Source organism: Cellulomonas sp. NEAU-ZC6 (genome assembly GCF_056844425.1).
The window spans coordinates 992,815-1,010,421 of record NZ_JBXFYH010000001.1; the positions used below are offsets into that span (position 1 = coordinate 992,815).

The window sequence follows — 17,607 nt, forward strand, 5'->3', positions numbered from 1 at the left end:
CTAGCCCGGGGTCCGTCCGGCGTCCGACCCGGCGGCGTCCTTCCACCCGCGGGCGTACGCCTCCGCGGTGCCCTCGGCGACCATGTCGTCCGGCCCGACCCGCACCAGCGCGCGCCGCCCTGGCCCGTCCTCGGCGGTGACTGCGTGCGCCATCCCCCGCACGAGGCCGCCGCGCCGATGGCGATGACCGACTCGATGGGGCAGTGCAGCGAGGTGTCCGCTGACGGCGCCGCGGTCATCGCGGAACTGATCCCAGGCGGCGAGCCTGGGCGACGGGGCAGTCGACGCAGATCGGGGGGCGCCGACCCGGGAGGGAACCGCGCCGCCCGCACACCCCGTTGCCGTCGGAGGCGGGCGCGGTCGACCTCGTCAGAGCAGGTGCCCGTCACCGCGCTTCGCGGCCGGATAGGCATCGGAACCAGGTCGAGCCGATATCACCAAGCGCACCCGCTCGATGCCGATGCCCGTTTCCTTGAGGGCGTCGACCTTCCTCGGGTTGTTCGACAGCAGCCGGATCGCGAGCACACCTCGAGCGAGCAAGAAATCGGAGGCCCACCCGTCATCGCGCGGGTCGGCGGGTAATCCCGTGCGAGTAAAGAACGCGAAGGTATCCGGCTCTTCGGATCTGTGGGTGGGTCAGGGCCATGCTCCGTCGCCGATCAACTGCTGGGGCTGGTGTGGGCGAGCGTGCTTGGGCTGCAGGAGGAGTGCAGGGTACAGCCGTTCGTTGGTCACTGACTGGGCCAGGAAGGTCCGCGACCGGGCTCGCCGCGGGAAAGGGTTGAGCCCGGCCGCGTCGGATCTACTTGCTGTCGATGCTGAAGACGCCGGAACTGGCTGCGGCCTTCTCCTGCAGGTCCTGCCATGCGCTGGCGTCAGCATGGAGGGCGTCGAGGAGGTAGGCGGCCACGGCGTCGGCGACGAGGGCGACGCGGGCGGGGTCCTCGTCGCTGGTCTCGCGGACGGCTTCCCCGGCGATGCCGCCGAGGGTGTGCTCGCCGTCGGTGATGGTGAGCATCGCCTTGGGGGCGGGGCTGAGGTAGTAGGCGTCGGTGAACCAGTCCGGTCCGCGGGTGGACATCGCCGACTGGTCCTTGCCGCCGGTGATGACCAGGGCGGGGGTGGTCATGGTGGAGTAACCCGGGCGCATGAACGGCAGGTGCTCCAGCGCGAACGGGGTCAGCGTGTCACCGGTGCCGGTGGTGGCGATGAGCGCGCCCGCCTTCACGGCCGGGTGGGTGAAGTCCTCACCCGGGGCGCCGTCGGCGTCCAGGACACGGGCCCCGAGCAGGGCCCCGGTGCTCTGCCCTCCCCAGGAGTGCCCGACGACGGCGACGCGGCCCGCGTCGACGCGGGGAGACAGGCCGGGGACCTGGCCGAGGACGTCATCGAGGTGATCCAGGACCGCGTGCAGGTCGGCGATGCGGACCCGCCAGATGGTGGAGAAGCGCGGGTCACTGAAGCCGATGCGGTTGCGGCGGGAGTCCAGGTGGGTGGGCTGGACGACGACGAAGCCGGCGGCCGCCCAGCGATCCACGAGGGGTTCGTAGCCGTCCATGGACCAGGCGTTGCCGTGGGAGAAGACGATGACGGGCAGGTCCTGGCCGTCGACGGGTGCGGTGACCTTGACCTGCAGGTCGAGGCCGCGGTCGACGCCGTGACCGGTGGTGGGAACTGTGATGGGCTTGACCGCGATGAGCTGACGGTCGAGGGCTTCAGGCACGAGATGTCCTTCGAAGGGGGCCGGCTCTGCCACACTGGCGGAGCATCGTTCCGCCGACGTTAACGGAACATCGTTCCGCGAGCAAGGGAGGGCGTGGTGACCCCCACGACCGGAGTACGCCAGGCCGGCATGCAGCGAAGCCGCGAGGCACTGCTGACCGCGGCGGCGGCGGCGTTCATCGAGCACGGCGTGCAGGCACCGGTGCGGGACGTCGCTGAACGTGCCGGGGTGGGTGTGGGCACGGTCTACCGTCACTTCCCTACCCGCGCGGACCTCGTCAACGCCGTCTACCGCCACCAGGTCCAGGAGTGCACGGCCCTCGCGGCGTCCCTGCTCGAGCAGCCGATCCCGGCGGTCGAGGCGCTGGAGCGGTGGATGGCGGCCTTTGTGGACTTCCTGGTGACCAAGCACGGCCTCAGCGAAGCTCTGCTCTCAGAGGACCCGAGCCTGGCGAACTTGCACGCCTTGATCCTCGACGAGCTGGTGCCGGCGTGCGCATCCCTGCTCGCGGCCGGCCAGGACGCCGGCGAGGTCGACCCGCAGGTCGCCGCGTTCACGCTGCTGCGCGCGGTGGGGAACCTGTCCATCCCCGGACCGGGCTACGGCAGGGACGAGGCCCGGCAGATGGTGACCCGCCTCCTCGCCGGGTGCCGCACCGCGATCGCTGACTCCCCTCACCAGGGTTGAGCTGTACGGTCCTCACCGGACAGGCGGGCGGCCGGACCTGACGAATCGAGACTCGCCTGTCGCAGTGGAAGTGGTGAGCCGCACGTTCCCACCCTGGCATCCCAGTCGAGCTCTCGACCGGAGCCTTGCGCCGACGGCCCCGGTCGGGCACCACCATCAGCACGAGCACCCGTTCGAGTCCTCGTGCCGGCGATCGTCGGCGGTGACTCGTGTCCGTCAGGCCGTCGCCGGACCTGGCGGAGCCCCCGCCGCGTCCTTCCACCCGCGGGCGTACGCCTCCGCGGTGCCCTCGGCGAACATGTCGTCCGGCCCGACCCGCACCAGCGCGCGCGCCCCCGGCCCGTCCTCGGCGGTGACGGCGTGCGCCATCCCCCGCACGACGGCCAGCGGCCGGCCCGTCGCCTTGCCCTTGACCAGCTCGGCCGCGCCCGCGATCTCGTCGGCCACCGCCGCCACGCTGACCTGCAGCGGCCGGCCGTGGGTGTCGGAGGACCCGCGCAGGTCGTCCAGCACCTGCACGCCCGCCGCGCCGATCGCGATGTCGGTCTGCCCCTGGCGCCACGGCCGCCCGGCGGTGTCGGAGACCAGCACGCCCACCCGCACGCCGAACCGCTCCGCGAGCGCGGCCCGCAGCGCCCGCGCCGTGGCGTCGGGGTCGACGGGCAGCAGCAGCACGGTGCCGTCGGCGGTGTTGGACGCGTCGACGCCGGCGGCGGCCATCACCAGGCCCAGCCGGTTCTCGACGATCCGGGTCACGCCGCCGGGGTGCTCCCGGGTCGCGACCACGCGCACGGTCTCGGCGGTGATCGCTGCCTCGCGGTCCGCCGCCTCGACGACCCGACCCTCGGCCTTGGACACGATCTTGCTGGTGACGACGAGCACGTCGCCGTCGGCCAGGGCCGTGCCGGGCCGGGCCGCCGCGTCGGCCGCCAGCGCGTCGCCGAGCACGGTCGCCAGGTCGTCGCCGGGGTGCACCTCGCCGATCCCGGGGACGCCCCAGGCGGTGAGGACGTCCGCGGCGGACGACGCCGGCGCCTGGTCGGTCACGGTCAGCGCACCAGCTTCGGCAGCACGTCGCGGCCGAACACGTCGATCCACTCGCGCTGGTTGCGGCCGACGTTGTGCAGGTACACGCGGTCGAACCCGAGGTCGACGTACTTCTGGATCTCGGCGCGGTGCACGTCCGGGTCGGCCGAGATGACCATGCGGCCCTCGAAGTCCTCGGGGCGGACGAGCTTGGCCATCTGGGCGAAGTCGAACGGCGAGCGGATGTCGCCCTTGGGGAACTTCATGCCGCCGTTCGGCCACTCGACCATGGCGTTCTCGAGGGCCTGCTCGTCGGTCTCCGCCCAGGACAGGTGCAGCTGGAGCACCTTGGGCAGGTCCTCCGGGTCGCGGCCGGACTCGCGCACGCCGTCGTCGAACTTGCCGAACAGCCCGCTGATCTTCTCCAGCGGGGCGCCGACGGTGATCAGGCCGTCCGCGTGCCGGCCCGCGCGCTTGGCCGTGACGGGCCCGGCGGTGGCGACGAGGATCTCGGGCGCGACCTCGGGCATGGTCCACAGCCGCGTGGACTCGAGCTTGTAGAACTGCCCGGCGTGCTTGACGTCCTTGCCGACGAGCGAGGCCGTGAACAGCTTCTTGATGATGTCGATGGCCTCGAACATCCGGTTGATCCGCTCGGGCGCCTCGGGCCAGTACGACGCGGTGATGTGCTCGTTCAGCGCCTCGCCGGAGCCGAGCCCCAGCCAGTGCCGGCCCGGGTACATGGCGGCGAGCGTCGCCGACGCCTGCGCGACCATCGCGGGGTGCCAGCGGAACGTCGGCGCGGTCACGCCGGGACCCATGTCACCGGTCGTGCGCTCGCCGAGCGCGGCCAGCACGTTCCACACGAACGCGGACTGCCCCTGCTGCGGGACCCACGGCTGGTAGTGGTCCGCGGCCATCGTGCCGAGGAACCCCTGCGACTCCGCGTAGGCGGACAGCTCGACGGCCTCCGTCGGATGGAACTGCTCCAGCATCGCCGCGTACCCGACCTGCAGACCCTCGGCCACCACACCCTGTGCCACGAACGCTCTCCCTCTTGCCAGGGCGCGCGTGGTCGCGCGCCCTCGTCGAGGGTAACCAGCCTGTGTGTCGCCGCGATTCCCGACGGGGGTCGGGCCGGTGTCGCCCCGACGGGTCAGGCGCCGCGCAGCAGGTGCGCGAGGTGCCCCTGCGCGTGCAGCCGCCCGGCGACGGCCTCGCTCACCTCGCCGAACACCGACTCCGAGCGCTGCACCCCGATCGCGCCACCCATCACGCCCGCACCCGACTCGCGGGCGAACCGGGCCACCGGCGTGCCCTGGTGGTCGAAGAACCGGACGGTGTACACGAGCCGCTGGTTCTTCCGGCCCGCGAGCGCACCGAGCAGCGCCGTGGCGGCGACGCTGCCGCGCGCGACGGTCCAGGAGCCGTCCGGCTCGGGGGTCACCCCGAAGCCGTGCTCGGTGAGCGCGGCCTGCAGCACGGTGCGGGCGGCGTCCGGGTTGCCGGACAGGAAGTAGTCGGCGCTGGCCACGCGGGGGTCCTCCAGGTGCGGGACGAGTCGGCCGGGGCGGCCGTCGCCGCAGGTTAGCGCAGGTCGGAGCACCACCCAGGCGGCGGATCCGCGCTCGCTCCGGAAGCGCGAGGATGACGACGTGACGACGAGCGGCCGCATGGTCCGGGTGACCGACACCGGGTCCGCCGTCGCGTGGCTGTCGGACCGTCCGGCGCACGAGGCCTCGACGGGATACGCACCGGAAGGCTGGGCGGCGGACACCTGGGTTCTGCCGATCATCTACGAGCGACGCCGCCGTGGTGCGCGGTGGCGGCGGGTCACCTGGGCCTCGTACCTGGCGCGCCCCGGGAACGACAGCACCGTCCGGTCGGTTCCCCCGTGCTTCCGCTGGTTCGAGCACCCGGTCATGAGCCCGACGGTGCGGTGGCCGGAGGACGGCACGCTCGACCCCGAGACGTTCGCCTCGCTCATCGACGTCCTCGCGCGGTCCGCACCGGGTCCGGAACCGGTCGAGTGCGTGGCCTTCTGGGGCCGGCTGGCGGTGCCACACCAGGACTGGGACCGGGACGAGCTGTGGACCGGCCCGCTCTCCGCGCTCCCCGACCTCGTGCAGGCGAACGGCGGGCCGTACCGGAGCACCCCGACGAACTTCTGGGCGCACGACCGCTCCTGGTTCGTCTGGTCCGACTACGACCTCATGGGGACGCGCGTCAGCGGATCCCTCGCGCTCGTCGACGCCGTGCGCGGGCACCCGGAGCTCGAGACGGTCACCTGGCCCGGCTGACTCAACGCGGCGCGTTGCCGAGGATCGCGGTGGTCAGCGCGGAGATCGGCTCGCTCGGCGACTGCGGGTTGGCCACCAGCGTGATGTCGACGTCCCCGGGGTCAGGCAGCCCGAAGGCTGCGGGCAGCTGCACCAGGTCGTCGGGGATCAGGCTCTGCGGCAGCACCGCGATGCCGATGCCGGCCCGCAGCGCCGCGAGCACGCCGTTCACCTCGACCGTCTTGCAGGTGATCCGCCACGGCCGGCCCGCCCCGGTGAGGGCGCGCACGGCGGCCTGCCGGGTGAGCGACGTGCCCTGGTACGTGATGAGCGGGACGGGCGCGTCCGGGTCGACGGCCGTGCCGGGCAGCGCGACCCAGACCAGGCGGTCGCGGCGGACCAGCTCGCCCTCGGCCTGACCGGTGGCCTCCTTGATGTACACCAGGTCGAGCTGCCCGGCCCGCAGCCGCCGGTGCAGGGCACCGCTCTGCGCGACGGTGAGCTCCAGGGTGATGCGGGGGTGCAGACGCCGGAAGTCGCGCAGCACCCGGGGCAGCTGGGCCAGCGCGAGGTCGTCGGCCGCGCCGAACCGGAGGCGGCCCTGCATCACCGAGCCGGTGAAGTACCGGGTGGCCTCGTCGTGCGCGGCCAGGATCGTCCGGGCGAACGACGCCATCGACTGGCCGTCGTCGGTCAGCTGCACCCCGCGGGTGTCGCGGTCCAGCAGCCGGCGCCCGGCGGCGTCCTCGAGCTTGCGCACGTGCTGGCTGACCGTGGGTTGCGACAGGGACAGCCGGGCCGCCGCGCGCGTGAAGTTCAACGTCTCGGAAACGGCGAGGAAAGTACGCAGCTGGTCGGGGTCAAACACGGGGCACCTCGCTCCTGGAGCGGCCGCGGCTGACCTGCGGCGTCGTCACCGGACTATTACAGAACGTGATCACACTGATTGCCGCCATGACATCAGAAAATCGCTCAGGCAACCGTACTGTAGAGGGACACCACGCAACCGGACCCCGTTCCGCACGTACCCAGACACGCACCTCTCGCAAGGAACTTCTGTGCCCTCGGCTCGCCGCCCGTCCCTGTCCCCGACCCGCACCCGCCGCCCCGCTCGCGCCACCGCCGCCCCGAGCCGCCCCGCCCGGACGCTGCACCGCCCCCACCTCGGGCTCCACCGCCGCCCTGCTCCCCCGGTCGACACGCCCGCCGACGCCGCCGCCGCGAGCACCCCGAAGCCCCGGAACGCGACGCTCGCCGCGCTCGGCGTCCGCAACTTCCGGCTCTACGTCGCCTCCCAGGTGCTGACCAACACCGGCGGCTGGGCCGCGCGCGTCGCCCAGGACTGGCTGGTGCTCAGCCTGACCGGGTCCGCCGCGCTCGTCGGCCTGACCGTGACCCTGCAGTTCCTGCCGATGCTGCTGCTCGGCCTGGTGGGCGGCGTGATCGCCGACCGCTACCCGCGCCGCCGGGTGCTGATGGTCACGCAGTCGGTGTTCGGCCTGTCGACGCTCGCCATCGCCGTGCTCGCCCTCACCGGCCACGTGCAGGCCTGGCACGTGCTGGTCGCCGCGTTCGTCAGCGGCCTCGCGACGGTGTTCGACAACCCGGCGCGGCAGGCGTTCGTGCACGAGATCGCGGGTCCGCAGCACCTGCGCCAGGCGATCAGCGTGAACTCCGCGGTGTTCCAGCTCGGCGGCCTGGTCGGCCCGGCCGTCGCGGGCGCCCTGATCGCGGCGGTCGGCGAGGGCTGGACGTTCATGGTCAACGGCGCCGCGTGCTTCGTGGCCGTCGCGCTGCTGGCCGTCATGCGCGCCGCCGAGCTGACGCCTGCACCGGTCGTCGCCCGCGCCAAGGGGCAGCTGCGCGAGGGCCTGGCCTACGTCCGGCGCAGCCCGCGCATCCTGTGGTCCGTCGTGCTGGTCGGCTTCGTCGCCGTGACCGGCGTCAACATGGCCACCGTGCTCGCGTCCTACTCCGACCAGGTGTTCCGCACCGACGCCGGGGGCTACGCGCTGCTGACCTCGATGCTCGCAGTAGGCGCGCTGGTCGGCGCGCTGCTGTCCACGCGGCGTCGCGGCAGCCGGATCACGCACCTGGTGCTGCTCGCGGCGGGGATCGGCGTGCTGCAGCTGCTGGCCGCGGCCGCGCCGAGCCGGCCGGTGTTCATCGCGGTGCTGATCGGCATGGGCGTCATCACCCTGCTGTACCTGACCGGCAGCAACACGCTGGTGCAGACGACGGTCGCCCCCCACCTGCGCGGTCGCGTCATGGCGCTGTACGTACTGGTGCTGCTGGGCGCGCAGGCCGTGTCCGGCACGCTGATCGGCTGGGTCTGCGAGCACCTCGGCGCCCGCGCCGGGATGGTGGCGTGCGGCGTCGGCCCCCTGCTCGGTGCGCTGGTGGTCGGCATCGCACTGGCCCGGCGCAGCGACGCCGGTGTGCGCGGCACGGTCCGGCGGTTCACGGCTCGCGAGACGACTCGCGAGACCGTCGCGGCCTGACCCGGCGCACGGGATGATGTGCCCGTGCCCGCTCCCGAACTGCGCGTCCGCTCCGCGGCGGTGCGTCCGGCGGCCGCGCTGGCGTCGGCGCTGACCGCGGACGAGCAGGCCCGCGTGGCGCGCACCGCGCCGGCCGACCGGGACGCCGTCGCCGCGGCGCTGCTGCTGGCCCGGCGGGCGGTCGCGCAGGCGTGCGGCGTCGGGCCCGGCGCGGTGCGCCTCCGCCGGCGCTGCAGCCGCTGCGGCAGCACCGGACACGGGGCGCCCCGGGCGGAACGGGCCGACGGCGGGCCGGTGCCGCAGGTGTCGATCTCGCGCACCGCGGACCTGGTCGTGGTCGCGCTGGCCGACGTCCCCGTCGGCGTCGACGTCGAGCGCGCGGGCACCGGGGACGCCGCGGACGCAGGGCTGGCTGCCGTCGCCCTGGCCGACGGCGAGCGTCCCGCGGCGGGCCGGCACGGCGTCCTGCGCACGTGGGTGCGCAAGGAGGCCGTGCTCAAGGCGGCGGGCACCGGCCTGGGCGTGGACCCGCAGACGCTGCGGGTGTCCGACGCGGCGGGCCGGCCGCTCGTCGCGGCGACCGGGCCGGCGGCGCCGCCGGACGGCACGCGGTGGTGGCTGACGGACCTCGACCTCGGCCCGGGCCACGTCGCCGCCCTCGCGACGGCGCTGCCCCCCGGCACGACCCCGCCGATCGACCTCCGCGTCGCCGACCTCGCCCGCGGGTGACTGCCGAGATCGCAGTTCCGGCCTGTGCGGGGCGACCGCGACAGAGGCGGGAAGTGCGATCTCGGCGAAGGGCCGGAAGCAGGGGTGGGCAGGTCTGCGCGGGTCGTGCGGCGCTCAGCCGCGCAGGCGGCTCACGGCGCGTGCCACGCGCCCGCGCGGCGCCGCGGGGAGGACCGGCAGCGCGGGCTGGTGCAGCCACGCGGCCAGCAGGTCCCCGACGTCGTGCCGCGTCACGTCCGCCACGCACGCCGCGAAGAGCGGGGTGGTCACGGTGCCGTGCCGGTACCGGTCGGTCCACGCCCGCAGCACGTCGAAGAACGCGTCGTCCCCGAGCTCCAGGCGCAGCGCGTGCAGCGTCAGCGCCCCGCGCTTGTAGAGCCGGTCGTCGAACATGCCCTCGCGGCCGGGGTCGCCGATCACCAGGTCCTGCGGCAGCCCCGCGAGCCGGGTGCGCGCGGTGCGGGCCTGCGCGTCCGCGCTCCGCCCTCCCGAGGACTCCTCCCACAGCCACTCCGCGTAGGCGGCGAACCCCTCGTGCAGCCAGATGTCCCGCCAGGTGGCGGCGGTGAGGCTGTTGCCGAACCACTGGTGCGCCAGCTCGTGCGCGACCAGCCGCTCGGTCCCCCGGTGCCCGTCGACGTGGTTGGCGCCGAACACGGACAGGCCGTGCGCCTCGAGCGGGATCTCCAGCGGGTCGTCCGTCACCACGACGTCGTACCGGGCGAACGGGTACGGCCCGAACCGGTCGGTGAACAGCGCCATCATCTCGGGCTGCCGGGCGAAGTCGTGCGCCTGCTGGGTGCGCAGCCGCGCTGGAGCGACCACGTCCTGCGGCACGGGGCCGTCCGCCAGCGGGGTGCGCTCGTACCGGCCGACCTGCACCGTCGCCAGGTACGGGGCGGTGGGCTCGTCCTGGACGAACTCCCACGTCCACCGGCTGGCCCGTGCCCGGCGCGACCGCAGGGCGCCGTTGCAGACCACCTCGTACCCGGCCTCCGTCGTGACGACGATCCGGAACGCGGCCTTGGCGCCGGGCCGGTCGTCGCACGGGAACCAGGACGGCGCGCCGTCGGGCTGCCCGGCGACGATGACGCCGTCGGTCAGCTCCTCCCAGCCGACCTCGCCCCACGGGCCGCGCCGCGGACCCGGCTGACCGGCGTACTGCACCTCGACCACCAAGGTCGCCCCGGCGGCGACCGGGCGCGCGAGCCGCACCTCGAGCCGGCCGTCGCGCTGGGCGAACCGTGCCGGCCGGTGCCCGTCGACCAGCACGCGCGACGCCCTGAGGCCGACCAGGTCGAGCGACAGCCGCTCCAGGTCCGTCGCCGCGGTGGCGTGCACGCGGGCGCGGGCCTCGAGCCGGTTGGTGGCGACCCGGTAGTCGAGCTCCAGGTCGTAGCGCGCCACGTCCAGCCCGCCCGGCACCCGGTCGGGCAGGTACGGGTCGCGCGGCTCGTCGGCGCTCACGCGGTCACCGGTGCCACGGGGTTGCCGGTCCACCGGCTGCCGGCGGGGATGGACTCCCCGCGCAGGACCAGGGACGCGGGGCCCACGGACGCGGTGGCGCCGAGGCTCGCCGCGGGCAGGACCACGCCGTGCGGGCCGATGCTCGCGCCCCGGTCGAGGCGCACGCTGTCGATGCTCATCACACGATCATGGAACAGATGTGTCTGGAGCACGCACCCGCGGTTGACGGTGGCCCCGTCGCCGAGGGTCACGAGGTCGGCCTCGGGCAGCCAGTACGTCTCGCACCAGACCCCGCGGCCGATGTGCGCGCCGAGCAGGCGCAGCCACGCGTTCATGGCGGGCGAGCCCACCGTCGCGGGTCCGAGCCACGGCACGGCGACGACCTCCAGGAACGCGTCGGCCAGCTCGTTGCGCCAGATGAACCCGCTCCACAGCGGGTGCTCCCCCGCGCCGACCCGGCCGACCAGCAGCCACTTGGCCACGACCGCGACGGCGCCCGCGACGCCCGCGGCGCCGAGCACGAGGACCGGCGACAGCAGCGCGGCGGTCCCCAGCCCCTCGGCGTGCGCGACCTCGCCGAGCACGAGCAGCACGGCGACGCCGATCCCGAAGGCCACCACGACGGCGGCCAGCCGGCAGACCTCGACGACCGCCCGGGCCACCCGTAGCCGGGTCGGCGGGTCGAACGTGCGTGTGGTGTCGGCGTCGCCGGCGGTGCGGCGCAGCGGCTCGGGCGGCGAGCCGAGCCACGACGTGCCGGGCTTGGCCCGCTCGGGGGCGCCGGACAGCACGGCGACCAGCCCGCGCTTGGGCACGGCGCGACCGGGGGCGATCATCCCCGAGTTGCCGAGGAACGCGCGCTTGCCGACCTTGGCGCGCTCGACCCGGAGCCAGCCGCGGCCGAGCTCGTAGGAGCCGATCAGGGTGTCGTCGGCGAGGAACGCGCCGTCGCCGACCGTGGTCAGGCCGGGCAGCATCAGCACGGTCGACGCCTCGACGTCCCGGCCGACCCGCGCACCGAGCGCCCGCAGCCACAGCGGGGTGAGCGTGCTGGCGTACAGCGGGTAGAGGGTGCTGCGGGCGTCGTCCATCAGGCGCTGGGTGGCCCAGATCTGCCAGCCGGTCCGGCTGCGGACGGCGTGGTACCCCTCCGCGACGCCCCGGCCGAGCAGCCGCACCCCGGCCAGCGTCGCCAGCGCGAGCGCGACGAACGCGGTCAGCGCGGCGAGCGGCACGGCGCGCAGGGCGTCGTCCCACGCCGTGCCCCACGACCCGGCGTCCCGCACGCCGGCGGCGACCACCAGCAGCCCGCAGGTGGCGGCGAGCACCGGCAGCACGGCGAGCACGGCGGCGGTCGCCCCGTAGACGGCGACCCAGCGCCGGCCGCGGGGCGCGCGCCCGGCGGGCCAGGACTCGGCCGCCGGGCCGACGAACGCCGCCGGCGACCCGGCCCACAGCTCACCCGGCGCCACGCCCGCGAGCACGGCGGACCCGGCCGCGACCTGGGCGCCCTGCCCGATCCGGACGCCCGGCGCGATCGTGCTGCGGGTGCCGACGGTGGCGCGCTTGTCGATCCGGATCCGGCCCACGTGCAGCGTGCCGCCGTCCAGCCAGTGCCCGCGCAGGTCGACCTCCGGCTCGACCGCGGACCGGTCGCCGAGCGTCAGCAGGCCGGTGACCGGCGGCGGGGTGTGCAGGTCGACGTCCGCGCCGACCTTCGCCCCCAGCGCCCGGGCGTACGCGGCGGTCCACGGCGCGCAGGACAGGTTCTCCGCCCCGGCCGCCGCCGCCCAGCTCTCGGCGAACCAGAGCCGCAGGTGCACGGAGCCGCCGCGCGGGTACCGGCCCGGGCGCAGCCCGCGCAGCAGCGTCCGCGCCACCAGCACGGTGCTGCCCATCCGGCCGAGCGGGCTGATCAGCAGCAACCACCCGAGCCCGAGCCACAACCACGCGGCGGGGACCGGGTCCAGCCACGGCACCAGGCCCGTGACCGCGAGCAGCTGCTCGGCCGCCAGCAGCCAGGTCAGCCACCGCAGCCCGACGAGCGCCGCGAGCGGGACGCCGAGCACGGTCTGCAGCACCTGGGCCCGCCGGGGCGTCGGCGCGACCTCGCGGTGCTCGACGGGGGCGGCGGGCTCGAGCTCGTCGAGCCGGCGCGCCAGGTCCCCGAGCCGCGGGTACTCGTACACGTCGGCGACGGTCACGGTGCCGAACCGCTCCCGCAGCGCGGAGACGAGCTGGGCGGCGACCAGGCTGCCGCCGCCGGCGTCGAAGAAGTCGTCGTCGGGCCCGGACACCGGGGCGCCGAGCGCCGCGGTCCACCGCTCGCCCACCCAGGCGGCCGTCGGGGACAGCCCCGCGGTGGGGGCGCCCGGCCCGGACGCCGCCGGTGCCACGCTCCCCGGCAGCGGCCACGGCAGCGCGTCCCGGTCGACCTTGCCCGAGCCGCGGGTCGGCAGCTCGTCGAGCACCGCCAGCTGCGGCACGAGCGCCGCGGGCAGCACCGCGCGCAGCCGCGCGCGGGCGTCGGTCAGGTCGAGGGTCGTCCCCGCGGCCGCGACCAGGTACCCGGCCAGCACGGCGGTACCGGCCGGCGTGCGCCGGACCGCGGCGGCGGCCCCGGCCACGCCCGGCAGGGCGCCGAGCGCCGCGTCGACCTCGCCCAGCTCGATGCGACGCCCGCCGATCTTGACCTGGTCGTCGGCGCGGCCGACGAACAGCAGTCCGGCGTGGTCCAGCCGGACGACGTCGCCGCTGCGGTACGCGCGCTCCCAGCCGAGACCCCGCGCGGGCGCGTACTTCTGCGCGTCCTTCTCCGGGTCCAGGTACCGGGCCAGGCCGACGCCGCCGATGATCAGCTCCCCGGTCTCCCCCTCGGCCACCGGGGTGCCGTCCTCGCCGACGACGGCCAGGTCCCAGCCGTCCAGCGCCAGGCCGATCCGCACCGGGCCCTCGCCGGTGAGCCGCGCCGCGCACGCGACGACCGTGGCCTCGGTGGGGCCGTAGGTGTTCCAGACCTCGCGGGACGGCGTCGCCAGCCGGGCGGCGAGCTCGGGCGGGCAGGCCTCGCCGCCGAAGATGAGCAGCCGCACGCCCGCGAGCTCCTCGGGCCGCCACAGCCCGGCCAGCGTCGGCACCGTCGAGATGACGGTGATGCCCTGCGCGACCAGCCACGGGCCGAGGTCCATGCCGGTGCGGACCAGCGCGCGCGGCGCGGGCACCAGGCAGGCCCCGTGCGCCCACGCCAGCCACATCTCCTCGCAGCTCGCGTCGAACGCGACGGAGAGCCCCGCGAGCACCCGGTCCCCCGGGGCGAGCGGGGCCTCGGCGAGGAACAGCCGCGCCTCGGCGTCGACGAACGCCGCCGCCGACCGGTGGGTCACCGCGACGCCCTTGGGCGCGCCGGTCGACCCGGAGGTGAAGATGATCCAGGCGTCGTCCGCGAGCCCGGGGCCGGCGGGTGCACCGGCGCGCGCTCGGCGGCCCGCGGCGACCAGCCCGGGCAGGTCGCCCTCGGCGAGCACCCGCTGGACGGCGGCCTCGGTGAACACGGTCCGGGCGCGCTCGTCCGGGTCGTCGACGTCGACCGGGACGTACGCGGCGCCCGCCGCCAGCACGGCGAGGATGGCGGTGTAGAGCTCGGCGGTGCCCGACGGCACCCGCACGCCGACCCGCGACCCGGGCCCGACGCCCTCGGCCGCGAGCGCGGTGGCCGCCGCACGGACCGTCGCGGCGAGCTCGGCGTAGGTGAGCACGGTGCTGCCGTCGTCGATCGCCGGGGCGTCCGGGTGCGCCGCGACCGTGGCCCCCAGCACGTCCAGCAGCGTCCGCGGCTCCGGCGCGAGCGCCGCCCGCAGCAGCCCGTCGGTGTCGCCCACGCGGTCCTCCTGCTCGTCCGGCCGCCCGCACGGACGGCCGTCGGGAACTGTCGCACACGCCCGCGAGGACCGCCCCGCCGCCCCGGCCCCGTTCACCGACGCGCCACCCGCCGTTCGCCCGGCGGCCAACCTCGAGCCCGCTCGGCCCGACGCCCCCGCCGTGGCCGGCGGGCTGCGCGGCACCGGACCTCCTCGCCCGGCCGGTCGCACGTCGGGGGCCCCGCCGGTTTTCTGGGAGGATGTCGCCCATGACCGACCTGCCCTCCGCCCCGTCCCCCGCTGCCCCGACGACGACCGCCGCCGCGGCCGTACGCGCGGTACGCGACGTACCGGACCGGGTGTCGCTGGACGGCGTCGAGGCCCGCTGGGACGCCGACTGGACGGCGCAGGGCACGTACGCGTTCGACCGGACGAAGACCCGCGAGCAGGTGTACTCGATCGACACCCCGCCCCCGACGGTGTCCGGCTCGCTGCACGTCGGCCACGTGTTCTCGTACACGCACACCGACGTGGTCGCCCGGTACCGCCGGATGCGCGGCGCCGAGGTGTTCTACCCGATGGGCTGGGACGACAACGGCCTGCCCACCGAGCGGCGCGTGCAGAACTACTTCGGCGTGCGCTGCGACCCGTCGCTGCCCTACGACCCCGACTTCGAGCCGCCGCACGTCGGCGGCGAGGGCAAGAGCGTCAAGGCCGCGGACCAGGTGCCGGTCAGCCGCCGGAACTTCGTCGAGCTGTGCGAGCGCCTGACCGTCGAGGACGAGCAGCAGTTCGAGGCGCTGTGGCGCCGGCTCGGCCTGTCCGTCGACTGGGGCATGACCTACCAGACGATCTCCGCCGAGGCCCGCGCGGTCGCCCAGCAGGCGTTCCTGCGCAACCTCGCCCGCGACGAGGCCTACCAGGCCGAGGCGCCCGGCCTGTGGGACGTCACGTTCCAGACCGCCGTGGCCCAGGCCGAGCTCGAGGCGCGCCCGTACCCCGGCGCGTTCCACCGCGTCGCGTTCCACGGCGCCGACGGCGCGCCGGTCTACATCGAGACCACCCGGCCCGAGCTGCTGCCGGCGTGCGTCGCGCTGATCGCGCACCCGGAGGACGAGCGCTACCAGCACCTGTTCGGCACCACCGTGACCAGCCCGCTGTTCGGCGTCGAGGTCCCGGTGCTGGCGCACCCCGCGGCCGAGCCGGACAAGGGCGCGGGCATCGCGATGTGCTGCACCTTCGGCGACCTGACCGACGTGCAGTGGTGGCGCGAGCTGCAGCTGCCGACCCGCTCGGTGATCGGCCGGGACGGCCGCATCCTGCGCGACGTCCCGGAGTGGATCGGGGCCGAGGGCCGCGCCGCCTACGAGGAGATCGCCGGCAAGACCACCTTCTCGGCGCGCGAGGCGGTCGTGGCCGGGCTGCGCGGGTCCGGCGACCTGGACGGCGAGCCGAAGAAGACCGACCGGATGGCGAACTTCTTCGAGAAGGGCGACAAGCCGCTCGAGATCGTCACCTCCCGCCAGTGGTACATCCGCAACGGCGGCCGCGACGCCGACCTGCGCGAGCAGCTGCTGGCCCGCGGCGCCGAGCTCGGGTTCCACCCCGACTTCATGCGCGTGCGGTACGAGAACTGGGTCGGCGGCCTGAACGGCGACTGGCTCGTGTCCCGCCAGCGGTTCTTCGGCGTGCCGTTCCCCGTGTGGTACCCCGTCTCCGAGGCCGGCGAGACCGACTACGACCACCCGATCGTGCCGACCGAGGACCAGCTGCCGGTCGACCCGTCGTCCGACGTCCCGGCCGGCTACACCGCCGACCAGCGCGGCGTCCCGGGCGGGTTCGTGGGCGACCCCGACATCATGGACACCTGGGCGACGTCGTCGCTGTCCCCGCAGATCGCGGGCGGCTGGCGCTCCGACCCCGACCTGTTCGAGCGGGTGTTCCCGATGGACCTGCGCCCCCAGGGCCAGGACATCATCCGCACCTGGCTGTTCTCGACGGTCGTGCGCTCGCACCTGGAGCACGGCACGCTGCCGTGGAAGGACGCGGCGATCTCGGGCTGGATCCTGGACCCCGACCGCAAGAAGATGTCGAAGTCCAAGGGCAACGTCGTCACCCCGATGGGCCTGCTCGAGGAGCACGGCTCGGACGCGGTGCGGTACTGGGCGGCCTCCGCGCGGCTCGGCACCGACGCGGCGTTCGAGGTCGGCCAGATGAAGATCGGCCGCCGCCTGGCGATCAAGGTGCTGAACGCGTCCAAGTTCGCGCTCGGCTTCGGCTCCGCCGAGCAGGGTGCGGCCGCGCTCGACCCGGCCCTGGTCACCGACGCGCTCGACCGCGCGATGCTCGCCGGCCTGGCCGACGTCGTCGACCGGGCCACCGCCGCGCTGGAGTCCTACGACCACACCCGGGCGCTGGAGCTCACCGAGACGTTCTTCTGGACGTTCTGCGACGACTACCTCGAGCTGGTCAAGGACCGCGCGTACGGCGCGGGCGCCGCGGACGCGGACGTCACCCCGGAGACCGCGTCGGCCCGCGCCGCGCTGAACCTGGCCCTGGACGTGCTGCTGCGGCTGTTCGCCCCGGTGCTGCCGTTCGCCACCGAGGAGGTCTGGTCCTGGTGGCGCGAGGGCTCCGTGCACCGCGCGCCCTGGCCGTCCGCCGAGCCGCTGCGCCAGGCCGCCGGGGACGGCGACCCGGGCGTGGTCGCCGCCGCGGGTGCCGCGCTGGCCGCGCTGCGCAAGCTGAAGTCCGAGGCCAAGGTCTCCATGCGCACCGAGATCCTGCGGGCGCGCCTCGAGGTCCCGGCGTCGCTGCTGCCGGGCGTGCAGGTGGCGCTCGGGGACATCCGTGCCGCGGGTCGCGCCACCGGCGAGCTCGACGTGGTCGAGGTCCCGGACGCCCCGGACGCGTCGGTCGTCGCCCGCGACGCCGAGCTGCTCCCCCCGGAGCCCAAGCAGCAGCCGACCGCCTGACCCGGAGCGCGACGCGGCCCGAGGGGCGCACCCTGCCCGGGTGCGCCCCTCGGTGCGTCCGCCCCCGCCTCGCACCAGCACCAGCACCAGCACCAGCGTCCGCCGCAGCGCGTCGCCAGCGCTTTCTCGCACCGCCCACGCGCATCCCGGTGGGTCTTGCGAGAATCGGCAGGCGACGCGGCGCTGTACCGGGCACACGGGCCGACCGACACCGAGCGCGGAGGCACGAGGGCTCGGTGCGGGGTGCGGGTGCGCGTGCGGGTGCGCGCGGGCGTGGCACGCTGGGGTCGTCGGCCCGGCGACCCCGGTTATGCATACGTATCGTCGGACTTGTATAGTCTTGCAGCCGGTCTTCCCCCCACG

13 protein-coding genes and 1 pseudogene are annotated in these 17,607 nt (G+C 75.1%); 5 read left to right on the forward strand and 9 right to left on the reverse strand.

Going from position 1 to position 17,607, the window contains the following annotated elements; all coding sequences use genetic code 11:
* The 3 genes and pseudogenes from AC1050_RS04585 to AC1050_RS04595 form a co-directional block, all read right to left on the reverse strand.
* On the reverse strand, positions 1-153 hold the full coding sequence (locus AC1050_RS04585) for a hypothetical protein (protein WP_482386192.1): 153 nt from the start codon (positions 151-153) through the stop codon (positions 1-3).
* A gap of 216 nt (positions 154-369) precedes the next feature.
* Positions 370-603, reverse strand: a pseudogene (locus tag AC1050_RS04590) (GTP cyclohydrolase II); the annotation flags it as partial.
* 199 nt (positions 604-802) lie between these two features.
* Positions 803-1,756, reverse strand: a complete 954-nt coding sequence (locus AC1050_RS04595) for an alpha/beta hydrolase family protein (RefSeq protein ID WP_482386193.1) — start codon at positions 1,754-1,756, stop codon at positions 803-805.
* 63 nt (positions 1,757-1,819) lie between these two features.
* Between AC1050_RS04595 and AC1050_RS04600 the strand changes: the two genes are divergently transcribed.
* Complete coding sequence (locus AC1050_RS04600; RefSeq protein ID WP_482386194.1) at positions 1,820-2,410, forward strand: TetR/AcrR family transcriptional regulator; 591 nt, start codon at positions 1,820-1,822, stop codon at positions 2,408-2,410.
* Between the two features lie 216 nt (positions 2,411-2,626).
* Here AC1050_RS04600 and AC1050_RS04605 read toward each other — a convergent pair whose 3' ends face one another.
* The 3 genes from AC1050_RS04605 to AC1050_RS04615 all read right to left on the reverse strand — a co-directional run bounded on the left by AC1050_RS04605 (position 2,627) and on the right by AC1050_RS04615 (position 4,970).
* Positions 2,627-3,457: a coenzyme F420-0:L-glutamate ligase gene (locus AC1050_RS04605; protein ID WP_482386195.1), complete on the reverse strand. Its 831-nt coding sequence runs from the start codon at positions 3,455-3,457 to the stop codon at positions 2,627-2,629.
* A 2-nt stretch (positions 3,458-3,459) separates the two neighbouring features.
* On the reverse strand, positions 3,460-4,479 hold the full coding sequence (locus AC1050_RS04610) for a TIGR03557 family F420-dependent LLM class oxidoreductase (protein WP_482386196.1): 1,020 nt from the start codon (positions 4,477-4,479) through the stop codon (positions 3,460-3,462).
* 113 nt (positions 4,480-4,592) lie between these two features.
* A complete protein-coding gene (locus AC1050_RS04615; protein WP_482386197.1) occupies positions 4,593-4,970 on the reverse strand; it encodes a hypothetical protein in 378 nt (125 codons plus the stop codon).
* A gap of 121 nt (positions 4,971-5,091) precedes the next feature.
* Between AC1050_RS04615 and AC1050_RS04620 the strand changes: the two genes are divergently transcribed.
* Positions 5,092-5,736: a hypothetical protein gene (locus AC1050_RS04620; RefSeq protein ID WP_482386198.1), complete on the forward strand. Its 645-nt coding sequence runs from the start codon at positions 5,092-5,094 to the stop codon at positions 5,734-5,736.
* A gap of 1 nt (position 5,737) precedes the next feature.
* Here AC1050_RS04620 and AC1050_RS04625 read toward each other — a convergent pair whose 3' ends face one another.
* Entirely contained in the window at positions 5,738-6,583 is an 846-nt protein-coding gene (locus AC1050_RS04625; RefSeq protein WP_482386199.1) for a LysR family transcriptional regulator, read from the reverse strand.
* A 190-nt stretch (positions 6,584-6,773) separates the two neighbouring features.
* Between AC1050_RS04625 and AC1050_RS04630 the strand changes: the two genes are divergently transcribed.
* Positions 6,774-8,216 (forward strand): MFS transporter, encoded by a 1,443-nt coding sequence (locus AC1050_RS04630; protein WP_482386200.1) that lies wholly within the window; start codon positions 6,774-6,776, stop codon positions 8,214-8,216.
* Between the two features lie 24 nt (positions 8,217-8,240).
* Positions 8,241-8,945, forward strand: coding sequence for a 4'-phosphopantetheinyl transferase family protein (locus AC1050_RS04635; RefSeq protein WP_482386201.1), 705 nt, complete (start codon positions 8,241-8,243; stop codon positions 8,943-8,945).
* A gap of 114 nt (positions 8,946-9,059) precedes the next feature.
* Here the strand turns inward: AC1050_RS04635 and AC1050_RS04640 are convergent, their stop codons facing one another.
* Together AC1050_RS04640 and AC1050_RS04645 are read right to left on the reverse strand one after the other, a co-directional pair.
* Positions 9,060-10,412, reverse strand: a complete 1,353-nt coding sequence (locus AC1050_RS04640; protein WP_482386202.1) for a M1 family metallopeptidase — start codon at positions 10,410-10,412, stop codon at positions 9,060-9,062.
* The gene (locus AC1050_RS04645) at positions 10,409-14,290 is read right to left on the reverse strand and encodes a Pls/PosA family non-ribosomal peptide synthetase (RefSeq protein WP_482386203.1); all 3,882 of its coding nucleotides are present in this window, start codon (positions 14,288-14,290) and stop codon (positions 10,409-10,411) included. Before AC1050_RS04645 ends, AC1050_RS04640 begins: the two co-directional genes overlap by 4 nt.
* Positions 14,291-14,538: 248 nt before the next feature.
* Here AC1050_RS04645 and valS point away from each other — a divergent pair, with 248 nt between their 5' ends.
* The gene (gene valS, locus AC1050_RS04650) at positions 14,539-17,244 is read left to right on the forward strand and encodes a valine--tRNA ligase (protein ID WP_482386204.1); all 2,706 of its coding nucleotides are present in this window, start codon (positions 14,539-14,541) and stop codon (positions 17,242-17,244) included.
* Positions 17,245-17,607: the final 363 nt, after the last annotated feature.

Bases quoted from the DNA above. Each gene is read 5' to 3' on its own strand.
- valS (WP_482386204.1), top strand. From the start codon at position 14,539: ATGACCGACCTGCCCTCCGCCCCGTCCCCCGCTGCCCCGACGACGACC.
- AC1050_RS04585 (WP_482386192.1), bottom strand. From the start codon at position 153: ATGGCGCACGCAGTCACCGCCGAGGACGGGCCAGGGCGGCGCGCGCTG.